Annotated in this window: 10 protein-coding genes; 2 read left to right on the top strand and 8 right to left on the bottom strand. The window is 73.3% G+C overall.

The genetic code is table 11. The annotated features are described in order from the left end of the window. From AB0B14_RS02175 to AB0B14_RS02145, 7 genes are all read right to left on the bottom strand, one after another. The gene (locus AB0B14_RS02175) at positions 1-1,404 is read right to left on the bottom strand and encodes a cellulase family glycosylhydrolase (protein ID WP_357520715.1); all 1,404 of its coding nucleotides are present in this window, start codon (positions 1,402-1,404) and stop codon (positions 1-3) included. 151 nt (positions 1,405-1,555) lie between these two features. Then, positions 1,556-2,788 carry a VWA-like domain-containing protein gene (locus AB0B14_RS02170; RefSeq protein ID WP_357063786.1) on the bottom strand — a complete coding sequence of 411 codons (1,233 nt, stop codon included), beginning with the start codon at positions 2,786-2,788 and terminating at the stop codon, positions 1,556-1,558. Next, positions 2,785-4,011 carry a MoxR family ATPase gene (locus tag AB0B14_RS02165; RefSeq protein ID WP_357520713.1) on the bottom strand — a complete coding sequence of 409 codons (1,227 nt, stop codon included), beginning with the start codon at positions 4,009-4,011 and terminating at the stop codon, positions 2,785-2,787. The genes AB0B14_RS02170 and AB0B14_RS02165 overlap by 4 nt, the downstream gene beginning before the upstream one ends. A 56-nt stretch (positions 4,012-4,067) precedes the next feature. Further along, the gene (locus AB0B14_RS02160) at positions 4,068-5,435 is read right to left on the bottom strand and encodes a hypothetical protein (protein WP_357520712.1); all 1,368 of its coding nucleotides are present in this window, start codon (positions 5,433-5,435) and stop codon (positions 4,068-4,070) included. A 189-nt stretch (positions 5,436-5,624) separates the two neighbouring features. Further along, the gene (locus AB0B14_RS02155) at positions 5,625-6,227 is read right to left on the bottom strand and encodes a dihydrofolate reductase family protein (protein ID WP_357520710.1); all 603 of its coding nucleotides are present in this window, start codon (positions 6,225-6,227) and stop codon (positions 5,625-5,627) included. 129 nt (positions 6,228-6,356) lie between these two features. Then, positions 6,357-6,704, bottom strand: coding sequence for a DUF1801 domain-containing protein (locus AB0B14_RS02150; RefSeq protein WP_357063797.1), 348 nt, complete (start codon positions 6,702-6,704; stop codon positions 6,357-6,359). A gap of 31 nt (positions 6,705-6,735) precedes the next feature. Further along, complete coding sequence (locus tag AB0B14_RS02145) at positions 6,736-8,004, bottom strand: SGNH/GDSL hydrolase family protein (protein WP_357520708.1); 1,269 nt, start codon at positions 8,002-8,004, stop codon at positions 6,736-6,738. 182 nt (positions 8,005-8,186) lie between these two features. On the opposite strand from AB0B14_RS02145, the gene AB0B14_RS02140 reads away from it, so the two are divergent. Next, positions 8,187-11,456, top strand: coding sequence for a BTAD domain-containing putative transcriptional regulator (locus AB0B14_RS02140; protein WP_357520706.1), 3,270 nt, complete (start codon positions 8,187-8,189; stop codon positions 11,454-11,456). Positions 11,457-11,498: 42 nt separating this feature from the next. Here AB0B14_RS02140 and AB0B14_RS02135 read toward each other — a convergent pair whose 3' ends face one another. Next, on the bottom strand, positions 11,499-12,110 hold the full coding sequence (locus AB0B14_RS02135) for a dihydrofolate reductase family protein (protein WP_357063804.1): 612 nt from the start codon (positions 12,108-12,110) through the stop codon (positions 11,499-11,501). A gap of 109 nt (positions 12,111-12,219) precedes the next feature. Here AB0B14_RS02135 and AB0B14_RS02130 point away from each other — a divergent pair, with 109 nt between their 5' ends. Then, positions 12,220-13,197, top strand: a complete 978-nt coding sequence (locus AB0B14_RS02130) for an aldo/keto reductase (RefSeq protein ID WP_357063807.1) — start codon at positions 12,220-12,222, stop codon at positions 13,195-13,197. Positions 13,198-13,206 lie beyond the last annotated feature (9 nt).

Genomic DNA, 13,206 nt, shown 5'->3' with positions numbered 1-13,206 from the left:
TCACCTCATGTTCGCCACCACGAACGGCGCGTGGCCGTGCAGGTAGTTGGTCCACCCGCCGGTCACCGGCGCGCCGGGGCTGAGCAGGTTTGTGGTGTCGGTGCCGACGTCGAGCTTCCACGCCGTCCAGGAGATGCCGTTCGCCCTCATCCAGTCGATCCAGGACTGCGCCTCCGGCAGGCAGGCCCGGCCGTCGAGGCCGCCGTCGGCGTTGCTGGCGCCCCACTCGGTGACGAACAGCGCGAGGCCCGCACGGATCGCCGCGTCACCCTTGGCCCGCAGCGACGCGCCGTGGGTGCACGAGTAGAAGTGCAGGGTGTACATCAGGTTGGTACCGGTGACCGGGCTGGCCGCCGCCACGTCCACGTCCTGCGACCAGGTCGGGGTGCCGAGCACGACGATGTTGTCCGGGTCGGCGGCACGGATCGCGGAGACCACCGCCTGGTGGTACGGCTTGATGACGTTGGTCCAGCTCACCTGCAACGGCTCGTTGTACGGCTCCCAGATGACGTTGGGCAGGTGGCCGTAGCGGCGGGCCAGATCGCCGAAGAACGCCACCGCCTGGGACTGGTTGTTCTGTGCCTCGTGCGCGTGCCAGTCGACGATGACGTACACCCCGGCGCTGACCGCGTTGTTGATGATGGTCTCCACCTGCGCCCGCGCCTTGCCGGGGTTGCTCAGGTACGCGCCGGCCGGCTCCACGCCCATCGCCGCGCGGATCACCTGGAGGTTCCAGTTGTCGCGCATCCAGGTCAACGCGGAGAGGTTCTCGGCGTACGGGGCCGTCTCCCAGTTGAGCCACATGCTGCTGATGCCACGCAACTGCACCCGCGCACCGGACCTGTCGCACATCGTCGTGCCGCAGACCCGTAGCTGCCCGTGCCGCTCGACCGGAGTGCCGGTGGTCGGCGGCGGAGTCGTGGGAGGCGGAGTGGTCGGGGGCGGGGTGGTCGGGGGCGGGGTGGTCGGGGGCGGGGTGGTTGGCGGAGTCGTCGTCGGCGGTGTGCCGCCGGTGCAGGACACGCTGTCGCCGTTGACCGTGCAGTTCACCGGGGTGCCCGACCCGTTGACGAGGAAGCCGAACGAGGTCGACGCGCCGGCGCCGAGCGTGCCGTTCCACGACACGTTGCTGAAGGCGTAGTGGCTGCCGGAGGTCGTCTGCTGCGCGTTCCACGACTGGCTGATGCTCGACCCGGCAGGCAGGTCGAACTCGACCCGCCAGCTGCTGATCTGTGCGGAGGTGTTGTTGGTGACGGTGACCTGCCCCTGATAGCCACTGCCCCAGGTGTTCGTCACGGAGAACACGGCGGTCGCCGCGCTGGCCGGTGTGGTGGCGACTGTCGCCGCCGCACCGGCGAGCAGGCCGGCGACGGCCAGAGTCGTGACAAGTCTCAGTGTGCGCATGCTGAACCCGCTTCGGTCTATCGACGGTGATGGCCTGTGGCGGGGCGGCGCCTGCGGCAGACAATATCGATCTTCCGCTATGCGGTTCAAGGCCGCGCGGCTGATTTTCTGGCCGGCCGGAGCGTCGGTCGCGGGGTGCGGCAGGTCGAACTCAGCGTGGCCCGATGGTCACCACCCGCGCCCACTCCGGTGGCGTGACGGGGGCACGGTCCGCGTCCTCGCTCCACGACGCCCCGGCCCGGGGAAAGAGCCCCACCACCGTCCGCGCCACCGGACGGGCGCTCGGCCAGGGTGTCTGCCCGTCGGTCAGCGCCACGATGACGTCCGGCCGCACCCGCCGCGCACGGGCGAAGCCGGCCCGCAGATCCGTGCCTCCGCCGCCGATCAGCGGGATCTCCTGCGCGCGACACAGTGGGTGCACGATCCGGGCCGCCGCGTCGCACGGCAACACGCTCACCAGGTCACGCCGACCGCCCACCGCCCGGGATATCGCCGCCACCTCAAGCAGCGCACTACCCAACTCGGCGTCGCTGACCGACCCGGACGTGTCGACGATGACGCACACCGACGGAGGTCGGCGACGCAGGCTGGGCAGCACCACACCCGGCACGCCGTGGGATCGCCGCGACGGCCGGCCGTAGGTGTGCTCGGCGCCGGTCCCGGCCGCCACCGCCGCCGAGCGGACCGCCGCCCCCAGCAGGTCACGCCACGGCTGCGGTGGGTGGAACGCCTGTTCCGCCCACCGTCGCCACCCCTGCGGCACGGTTCCCGGGTGTCCGGCGATGCCCTCCGCCACCCGGAACCGGACCGCGTCGCGCTCCTGCTCGCTGAGGCCGTGCGCGCCGTCGGGTCCCAGGTCCCACTCCCGCGCCAGCCCGTCCGCGCCACTGCCACAGTCCAACCAGACCAGATCCTGGGTACGCGGACCCAGCCCGAACTGGCGCAGGTAGTCCTCCATCAACTCCCCCGGGCGCAGCCCCAGCGACGTCGGTTCGACGGCACCCTCGGGCATCGTCAGCCCGTCACCGAACACGTCGTCGTTGATCTCGCAGTCCGCGGCGATGTTCATGCGCAGCCGCTCCCCCGGGCCGCCGAGCCCCCGGTCCCGGGCGACCCGGTCACCCCGGCCGTGGTGGTCGCGCAACAGATGCGACACCTCATGCACCCACACCCCGGCGAGTTCCTCCAGCGGGGTGCGGTCCACGAACGTCGGCGAGACGTAGCAGCGCCAGTGCCGGTCCACGGCCATCGTCGGCACCCGCCGTGACGCCACCGGGTGCAGGGCGAACAACGCGGTCGCCAGGTAGGGGCGCACACGGGCGGCGTACAGGCGGGCGGCGTACAGCTTGTCGACGTCCATCGTCGCCGGGTCGCCCGCGCTCATCGTGCCGCACCGGCGGCGGCCGCGATCCGCGTCGCCGCCTGGTCGGCTCGCCGGGAGAGCGACACCACCCCGGCGAGGCGTTCGATCGTGGCGGGCACGTCCCAGTCCTCCCGGCGCAGGGTGGCCAGGGTGGTCGCGGGGACCACCACCAGATCCGGCGCGCCGGTCTCGACGGCCCGCGACAACAGCTCCCACGCGGCGTCCCACCGGGACCGCTCCGGGCGGTTGCGGACCGCCGCCACCACGGCGTCCAACACGGCCTGCCGCAGATCGCCCCGTTCGGGCAGCACCGCCGCCGCCGGGTCAGCCAGCAACTCCTCCGGATCGGGCAGGTCCATCCGATCGACGCTGGCCAGCAGTTCCAGCCCGGGGCCGTCGCCAACGGTCCCCCGCATCAGGAGCGACAGCACCTCGCGGGAGACGCCCGCCGCCGTGGCGAAGGCGGTCAGGCGCAGCGCCATCTCCCAGCTCCGCGGCGACGGCCACGGCCCACCGCGGGCGGCGTCGGTGGTGGGCAGCCGGTGTACGAGATCCGGGCGGACGGACAGCAGGCCGCACACCGCCCGGCGGGCGAAGGCGACGGCTTCCGGCACCAGGTCCGGGTTGAGCCGGGGCAACGCCGCGCGGGGCCAGGTGCCGCCAAGTCCGCGGACGACGACCTCGTGGTCGTAGGTCCACTGGAGATGGACGAAACGGTTGGCCAGCGGCGGACTCAGCTCCCACCCGTCGGCGGCCGACGACCGTGGATTGGCGGCGGCGACGATCCGGACACCTGGCGGCAGCCGCAGGGCACCGACGCGGCGCTCCAGGACGAGGCGCAGCAGGGCGGCCTGGACGGCGGGCGGCGCGGTGGACAACTCGTCGAGGAACAGCAGCCCTCGACCCGCCCGTACCAGGCGTACCGCCCAGTCCGGCGGGGCCATCGGAACGCCCTGGGTCGCCGGGTCGTCGCCGACGATCGGTAGTCCCGAGAAGTCGGACGGTTCGTGGACGCTGGCGACGACAGTCGTCAGCGGCAGATCCAGGGTTTCGGCCAGGTGGGTCAGGGCTGCCGTCTTGCCGATGCCGGGCGCCCCCCAGAGCAGGACGGGCAGGTCGGCGGCCACGGTCAGGGTCAGTGCCGACAACTGGGTGTCGGCGCGGGGCTCGGTGGTGGTCGCGCCGAGCAGTGCGAGCAGGTCGTCGGCGACATCGAGCTGAGAACCGGATGCGGGCATGGTCATCACCTTTGGGGTTCGTGTGCGGTGCGGAGGCCGTACCGCAGCGGTGGGGTCGGCGGTCAGCCGGATGTCGCGTGGCGCGTGCGCCGCCGGCGCGGGCCCGAGCGGCGAGGTGCGTCGGCGGTGGGGCCGCGCTCGGCCCCGATCAGGCCGGCCCGGAACAGGGCGTGGGTGATCCGCCGCTGTGCGGCGGTCTCGAGTTCGTCGCGCAGGGCACCGTCGCGCAGCAGCGCGTCGGGGCCGAGCAGGGCCTCGACGGTGGCCAGCGCGCCAGCGGTGTCGCCGTGGTCGAGCCGTGCCCGTACGTCGGGAAGGCACTCCGGTTGTCGGTGCGCCTCGTCGATGGCCCGCAGGCAGGGCAGCGGGGTCCCGGTGAGCGAGGCCAGCAACTCCTCCCGGCGGATCTCGGCCGGGCTGTGGTCGAACGTGGCGAGCACCCCGTCGACCAGGCCGATGCGATGGTGGGCGCCTCGGCACGACACCAGGCGTGGTGCCGCGGCCGGGTACGACGCCGCCGAACCGGGCACCAGCACCGGCCGCTCAGGCACAAGTGCCGCCGTGACCAGGGGATGCAGTCGGTCGGGCTCGACGAGCCCGGCGCGCAGCAGCGCCAGATCGGGCAGCACCCAGGTCGCCGCGTCGGGCAGCACCGGCAGCCCGGTCCCGCCCTCCCGCGTGCTGACCCGCGCCACGGGTGACCGACCGCCGTCCGCGCTCGCGGTGACGTCCAGGACCAGCCGACGTCGGGCGCCGAGACGCACCGCGACAGCACCGCTGGCCCGCCCGTCGGCCGCGAGCAGGAGCGCCGCCTCGGCTGGCCACCGGTCGGTCGCGCAGCCCGCTTCCACAGTGTCGGGGACGCCCTCGGGTGGGACGGCGGCCGACGACCGGCCCGCACCTGATCGGGCCCGCAACTCGGCGGTCCGGCGCGCGTCGAACAGGTGGCGGTGCAGGTCGAGGCGGAAGCGCTGGTCGGGGTGGGAACGCGGGCCGGACCCGCGACGGGACCGGTCCCACAGCCCGAGGCTGATCCGCTGACCGGCGTCAGCCCAGGCCGGCGCGGTGCGGGCCACCAGGTGCACCGCGTTGCCGTCGGGTTGCTCCGGGTCGTACCGGATCAGCGAGAGGGTGAGACCCGGACGCAGCAGACCATCGGGGGCGACCCTCGGTAGGTGCCACCGCAGCAGGTCAGGGGCCAGGTGACGGAGGTCGGCCCGGAGCCGTGCCGCCAGCTCTCGGCCGTGCTGGTTGGCGACCGCGCGCAGGCTGATGTCGGCATCGACGCGGGCGGCGGCGCACGCCCCGCCCCAGTCACCGACCCGGCGACGAGCGGTCGCTCGCTCGATCATGGATTGCGGCACGGCGAACTCGCGCACACGCCGCCAGAAGGACAGTCGAGAATCCGCATTCGCGGCCCGGGAGTGCATCAGCACTCACCGTTCGCGGATGGGACCCCCAATCTGAAACGAGAGGAAGTGATCATCGCGGCGGAGCATACCGCCCTGGGCCCGGAGTCCGCCAGAGCCGGGAGCGACCCGCCACGACCGGTGGACCCGGAACCTGAGGTACGCCGCGCTCGAGCGGGGACCGACCTGAATGGCCGGTCCCCGGGGCGCTCAGGCTGTTGGGCGTACCCGGTAGGCCAGGTGGGTGACGCCGTCGCCCTCGACGACGCGCAGGGGGCCGTCGAGCTGGAGTGGCGTGATCTTCAAATCGGCGAAGAGTGGGACGCCGGCGCCGAGCAGGACCGGCACAAGGTCGACGTGCACCTCGTCGAGCAGGCCGGCCTCGATGACCTGGGCGGCGATGGTGCCGCCGTTGACGCCGACCTCCTTGTCACCGGCGAGCGCCTTCGCCCGGTCGATGGCGCTGGCGATGCCGTCGGTGACGAACACGAAGGACTCACCCTCCGGCTCCCAGCCCTCCGGCACGTGGTGCGTGACGACCACCACCGGCACGTCCAACGGGTGCCGGCCGCCCCACCCGTTGGTCATGTCGAACAGCCGCCGGCCGACGACGAGCGCGCCGGTCCGCTCGGTGAGCTCCCGCAGGTGCCGGGCGCTCGCGGCGGACGTCCGGAACGTCATCTTCGGGTTGGCCGTCGGCGTCTCGACGTCGCCGTTGTTGTACCACTGGAAGAGGTACTCGAAGCCACCGTGGGACGCGTCCGCGATGTAGCCGTCCAACGACATCGTCGCCCCGGTCGTCACCTTCGTCATCGATCCACTCCTTGGTCCGTGCGGTGTCCGCCCGCGGGTGGGACCGGGTGTGCCCGGCCCTCACCCCGTGGTCGAAGCAGCGGCCCCCGCTCTCGACACGTGCGCCTGATTTTCTTCCGGCGCGGGCGCTCAGCCCTTGTCGAGCACCACTGCCTGGTGGACGTAGTCGCGCAGCGCCACACGGTCCAGGGTGCCGGCCGGCTTGAGTTTGACGTGCCGGGTTGCCTTTCCCACACCGGCGAGCAGTCCGTGGCGGTCGGTGAACTCGGCCCCCCGGGCGAACGCGAAGGTGACGTGGGTCTTGCTCAGGCTCAGGATCGCCAGGAGTTTGACACCCTGCCAGGCGAGCGAGCCCCGGCTGATCACCTCACGGGCGTCGGGGGCGCACTCCCGCATCACCTCACGCAGTGCGGCGACGATGTCGCGGTGCTCGACGGGCAGCCGACCCAGGTACTCGTCGACGTCATGGCTGGTCATGTTCGGGTCCCTCCGGGTGTGACTACTGGTTTCAGCGGATCTGGGTGGCGACGGCGGCAGCGGCGACGGTCGCCCCGGCGTCGTTGAGGTGCAGGAAGTCGACGTGGGCGTACGCGGGCCGCAGGGCGTCCCGGTCGGACGGATCGGCGAGGATCCGGTCGAGGTCGACGACGGCGTCGTACTCGCCGCTGGTGCGGATCCACCGGTTCACCTCGTCGCGGACCTCCTCCCTCTCGTCGGTGTAGCCGGCCGAGCCCTTCATCGGCGGCATCGTGGCGCCGACGACGGTGACCCGGTGGACCCGGGCGGCCCGGATCAGCGCCCGGTGGCCGTCGATGAGCGCGGCGGCGGTCACCACCGGCGAGGCGCCGCAGCCGAAGTCGGGGTAGCCGCCGCCGACGATGTCGTTGATGCCGACGAGGACGACGGCCGACCGCACCCCGGGCTGTGCGAGGACGTCGTGGCGGAACCGGCTGACGCCCCGCTCGCCGAAGCACGTCGAGTCGGCGAGCAGTTTGTTGCCGCCGATCCCGGCGTTGGCCACCGCCAGTGGGCGGCCGGCGGCGACCAGTCGTTCGGCCAACTGGTCCGGGTAACGGTTGTCGGCACCGGGAGTGGAGCCGTATCCGTCGGTGTGCGAGTCACCGAACGTCACCACCGTGCCCCGGGTACGCGGCGACCCGGTGACGTCCACCCCCGTCAGGTGATACCACGACTGACTCGTCTCGCCGGAGAAGGCGGCGGCGCGGTGGTCGAAGCGGTGATCGCCGGTCGCGCGGTAGGTGCTGGTGAGCCCGTCCTGGTGGTAGGTGGCCGGGCCGGTCGCACCGGCGAAGTACAGCGTCACGGTCACCGCGTCCAGCGCCCGTACCGGCAGGAACACCGGGTCGGAGGTGGCCTCGGTGCCGGCGGGCACGGTGGCCGAGCGCCGCCGGTCGAAGGTGACCGGCAGCAGGGTGCCGGGGCGCACCGCCGCTCCGGTGTCCGGACGGCCCACGGTGGCGCCGGTCAGGCGCAGCGGTTGGCTGCCGTACCGGTTGGACACCCGGATCCGGATCTGGGAGCCGGCCGCGCTGACCCGCACCACCTGCCGAACCGACTCGTCGGCGAAGCCGGTCATGGACCAGTTGGTGCCGAACCAGTCGCTGCCCGGCACGGGGTGGTGGTGGGCGGCCGACCAGGCCGCCGACCAGGCCCCCGGGGCGTCGCGGTCGGTGGTCGCGGCGCTGGCCGGGGCGGCCGGCGCCAGCAGGCACAGGGCGGTGAGTACGGGCAGGATGCAGCGGTTCGACGTCGACATGGGAGTGCCCCTTCGGGAAACGACTGTGGGTGGCTGGTTGGGGCCGGCTCGCGCCGGCCGTCCGATGGGATTCACCCTGCCGGGGCGGCCTTACCGTTTCTTTACGGTGTGCTGCCACCCCCCGGCCGCGTGGTCTGCGCGCCGGCCCTCGTGACGCAGGTCGGGGCCGTATCCTGGCCGCCATGCGGTTCGGGGTGCTGGGCCCGTTGACGGTGTGGACCACGCACGGTGGCGTGGTGGCCGTCCCGGGGTTGAAGGTCCGGGCCCTGCTCGCCGCGTTGCTGCTGCACGAGGGGCAGCCGGTGCCGGCGGATCGGCTCATCGACTATCTGTGGGGTGACAGCCCGCCGGCGAACGCCGCCGGCGCGCTGTCGGTGAAGGTGTCGCAGCTGCGCCGGGTGCTGGCCGAGGCCGAGCCCGGCGGTCGGGAGTTGGTGCGGTCACCGCCACCCGGTTACCGGCTCCTGGTCGATCACGACGACGTGGACTCCCGCCGTTTCCACCGGATGGTGGCGGAGGCGCGAGCCACGCGGGACGTTCGATCTCGGGTGGCGCTCTTCGCGGCGGCGCTGGCCCTGTGGCGGGGTCCGGCCTTCGCCGACTTCCGCGACGAGCCGTTCACCGCCGCCGTGGTCGCCGGGCTGGAGGAGCAACGGCTCCTCGCCCTGGAGGACTGTCTCGACGACCGGCTGTCACTCGGCGAGCACGGTGCCGTGGTCGGTGACCTCGGCGACCTGCTGGCCCGGCAGCCGCTGCGCGAACGCGCACGGGGGCTGCACATGCTCGCCCTGTACCGGGCGGGGCGCCAGGCCGAGGCGTTGAGCAGCTACGACGAGCTGCGGGTCCGACTCCGCGAGGAGTTGGGGCTTGATCCCGGCCCCGAACTGGTCGCGCTACAGCGGGCCATCCTCGCGCACGATCCGACGCTCACCACACCACCGGCAGCCGTCGGCGCGGCAGAGCACGTCGCTCCCGCGCGGACGAACCTGCCGACCCCGTTGACCGAGCTGATCGGTCGCGAGACGGCCGTCACCGAGCTGACCGCGGAGTTGGCGCACAACCGGTTGGTGACCCTGGTCGGCATCGGTGGGGTCGGCAAGACCCGGCTCGCCCTGGAGGTCGCCCGCGGCCGGACGGCCGCGTACCCGGACGGGGCGGTGTTGGTCGAGTTGGCGGGCATCGCCCGGTCCGACGCGCCCGAAACGGTGGACGCGTTGGCGGAGCTGGTGCTGGCGGTGCTCGACGTCCGCGACGCCGCCGAGGCGGGCCCGGCCAGCGCGCCGACCGACCGGCTCGCCCGGGTGCTGGGCGACCGACGGCTCCTGCTCGTGCTGGACAACTGCGAGCATCTGGTGGAACCGGTCGCCGAGGTGACCGCCGTGTTGTTGCGGGCGGCACCCGGGGTGCACGTGCTGGCGACCAGCCGGGAGCCGCTCGGGCTGTCCGGCGAGGTCGTGTGGGTCGTCCCGCCGCTGCCGGTCCCCGAGGAGAGCGGCGGTACGGAGCTGGCTGCCCTGCACCTCTCCAGCTCGGTGCGGCTCTTCGTGGCCAGGGCGGCCGCCGCGGACCGGGGGTTCGCGCTCAGCGTGGTGAACGCGGGCGCCGTCGCCACCCTGTGTCGTCGGCTCGACGGGATCCCGCTGGCGCTGGAGCTGGCCGCCACCCAGGTCCGTGGGCTGGGCGTGCCAGGTCTGGTCGCCGGGCTCGAAGACAGGTTCCGGTTGCTGGGGGCCCGGCACCGGGGCGTACCTCCCCGCCAGCGCACGCTACTGGCGATGCTCGACTGGAGCTGGCAGCTGCTCACCGAGCCGGAACGGGTGGTGTTGCGGCGGCTGGCCGCGTACGCCGACGGGGGTCGGATCGACGCGGTGCGGGCCGTCTGCGCGCCCGACGGCGTGCCCGCCGCGAGCGTCGCGGATCTGCTGGCCCGCCTCGTCGACCGGTCGCTTGTCGTCGTCGCACCGCGCGACGGCAGCCCGCACTACCGGCTGCTGGAATCCGTCGCCGCTTTCGGCCTGGAGCAGATGCGCACGGCCGGTGAGGTGGACCAGATCCGCACGCGCGCCCACCGGCACCTCGCCGAGCTGGCCGAGCGGGCACGGGACCACCTGCACGGTCCGGGTCAACGCCTGTGGTTGCGGCGGCTCGACGCCGAGTCCGCCAATCTGCGCGGCGCGTTGGACGCCGCGGTCCGCCAGCACGACGGGGACCTCGCGCTGCGCCTGGCCAACGCGCTGAGCTGGTACTGGTTCCTCCGGGGCCGGTTCACCGAGGCCCGCCGGCGGCTCGGGGCGGCACTGGGGTGTTCGCCGGACGGGCCCACCGCCGAGCGAGCCCGCGCCACGGCGTGGCACCTGGGTTTCGCTCTTCTGTCCGGCGACGTCGCGGACTGGGCAACACGCCACCACGCGGCGATCCGGCGGCACGAGGGCATCGACGACCCGCACGGCCGGCTCCGGGCGCAGTGGTTTCTCGCCTACGCGCAGATCGACCTCGGTGACGTGGCGGCCACCGGCGAGTTGCTCGACCGCGTCCTCGCCGAGGCACGCGGGCTGGGCGACGAGTGGATCGTGGCCGCCACCCTGGGCCTGCGCGCCAAGCACGCGTACGCCCGGGGCGACGGGTCGATGGTGGCGCGCGACGGAGCGGAGAGCGCGACGCTGTTCCGCCGGCTCGGCGACCGGTGGGGGTTGTTGCAGGCCACGGAGTGGCTCGGCGCCCAGGCGGGCATGACCGGGGACTACGAGCAGGCCGATCGGTTGTACCAGGAGGGCCTGCGCGTCGCGGAGGACCTGGGCCTCTGGTTCGAGCTGGCCGGTCACCTGTGTTGGCTGGGCTGGGTGGCCCTGCAACGGGGCGACTACCCGCGGGCGCGGCAGCTCAGCGGTCGTGGGCTGCGGCTGGCCACCGAGCAGGGGACGCCGCTCGGCATCGTGTTCGCCGAGCTGTGTCTCGCCGCCGCGGCGCGGCGGGAGGGTCTGCTCGACCTGGCGGAGGCCCACCTGCGCAACCTGCTGGACGCGGCCGCACGGCAGCAGGACGGCCCCGGGCAGCCTCTCTACCTGACCGGAGTCCTCGGCGAGCTGGGGTACGTCGCCGAGCTGCGCGGCGACCCGGCGGCAGCCCTGGGTTGGCACCTGCGGGCCGCCGAGGTCGCCGCGGACCTCGGTGCCGACCAGGACCCGTGGCAGATCCTGGTCGGTGTGGCCGCCGCCGGTGACCGCCCACAGGACGCGGCCCGGTTGCTCGGCGCGGCGGCGGCGAGCCGGGAGGCGACCGGCCTCCCGCTGGCGCCGGCCGACCGACCCGACGTCGAGCGGGCGACCGCGCTGGCCGTGGCGGGGTTGGGTGTCGAGGACTTCGCCGTGGCCTACGAGCAGGGACGGCGACTGTCGCCCGAGGAGATCCGTCGCGTCGTTCGGGGCACGGGCCTGGCGGCCCTGCGCGGTTGAGAAGGGCGCAGTGCGCCGAGCACGCACAGACCTACGTCCGCCTCAGTGCAGGACGGTGCCGTACGACGGCTGGCCCGCCACCTCGTAGGTGGCGTAGACGACGCCCGCCGTGGTGGTGCGTGACCCGGTCAGTCTCAGCCCCGCCGGGGCGGTGCCCTCGGCGAAGAGCCGTTTTCCCTGGCCGAGGACGACCGGGAAGATCAGCAGGCGGTACTCGTCGACCAGCCCGGCGGTCTGCAGCGTACGCAGCAGGTCGCTGCTGCCCTGCACGAGCAGCTCGCCGTCGGTGCGCTGCTTGAGCGCGGCGACCGTCTCGGCGGCCGCACCCACCAGGACCTCGGTGTTGCGCCAGTCGGCGGTCATCGGGCTGCGCGTCGCCACGTACTTCGGCATGCTGTTGATCTTTGCCCCGCCGTCCTCGTCGGAGACGTCGGGCCAGTGCCCGGCGAGGGTGTCGTAGGACTTCCGGCCGAGCAGCATGCCGTCCGCCCGGTCGAACACCCCACCCATGATCTCGCCGAAATCCTCGTCCACGTGCGGCGGCAGCCACCCGCCGTGCGGAAACCCAAACGAGTCGTCCTCGCCGGGCCCGCCGGGGCCCTGCATCACACCGTCGAGGGACAGGAACGTCCCCACCACCAGTCTGCTCGCCACGTGGCAGCTCCAATCGTGTGCCGGAGGCGGTGCTCCCCACAATGGACCGACCCTACTGGCCGGTGACGCCGGGTGCGGGTCGGCCGCGCCGGGTCGTAGCGTAGGGCGCATGCGAACCACCACACTGGGCAACGCAGGTCCCGACGTCGGCGTCATCGGCCTCGGGTGCATGGGCATGACCCACGCGTACGACGTCACCGGCCCGCGCGACGACGACACCTCGATCTCGGTCATCCACCAGGCTCTCGACCTGGGCGCCACCCTGATCGACACGTCGGACGTGTACGGGCCGTACACCAACGAGGAGTTGGTCGGGCGGGCGCTGGCCGGGGGTCACCGCGAGCGGGCCGTCCTGGCGACGAAGGCCGGCCTGGTGGTCACCTCCCCCACCGGCGGTCCCGGCAACCTCGCGAAGATCGGCAACAACGGCCGCCCGGAGCACATCCGCGCGGCGATCGACGACAGCCTGCGTCGGCTCGGCACCGACCACGTGGACCTCTACCAGCTACACCGCGTCGACCCGGAGGTGCCGATCGAGGAGTCCTGGGGTGCGATGGCCGAGGCCGTGGCGGCGGGCAAGGCACGCCAGCTCGGGCTGTCCGAGGTGACGGTGGCCCAGATCGCGCGGGCCCAGGCGGTGCACCCGGTGGCGTCGGTGCAGTCCGAGCTGTCGCTGTGGACCCGCGACCCGCTGGCCGAGGTGTTGCCGTACTGCGTCGAGCAGGGCATCGCCTTCCTGCCGTTCTCCCCGCTCGGTCGCGGTTTCCTCGCCGGCCGGTTCGCCTCGTTCGACGACCTGCCCGCCGACGACTTCCGTCGTGGCCTGCCCCGTTTCCAGCAGGACGCGCTGCGCGCCAACCTCGCCATCGTCGCCCGGGTCCGGGAGATCGCCGACCGCGCCGGGGTCAGCCCCGCGCAGGTGGCCCTCGCCTGGGTGGTCGCGCAGGGTGACCAGGTCATCCCGATCCCGGGCACCAAGACCCCGAAGTACCTGGTGGACAACTGCGCCGCCGGCGACGTGCGGCTCAGCGCCGAGGACCTGGCCGACCTGGACGCGCTGCCCGCACCGGAGGGCGGTCGCTACTGAGGCCGCGGC

It is taken from the genome of Micromonospora sp. NPDC049171, from assembly GCF_040648275.1.
Taxonomy (GTDB): Bacteria; Actinomycetota; Actinomycetes; order Mycobacteriales; family Micromonosporaceae; genus Micromonospora.
Note: the sequence above shows the minus strand (reverse complement) of the source record. Positions and strands in the feature narration are given on the sequence as shown.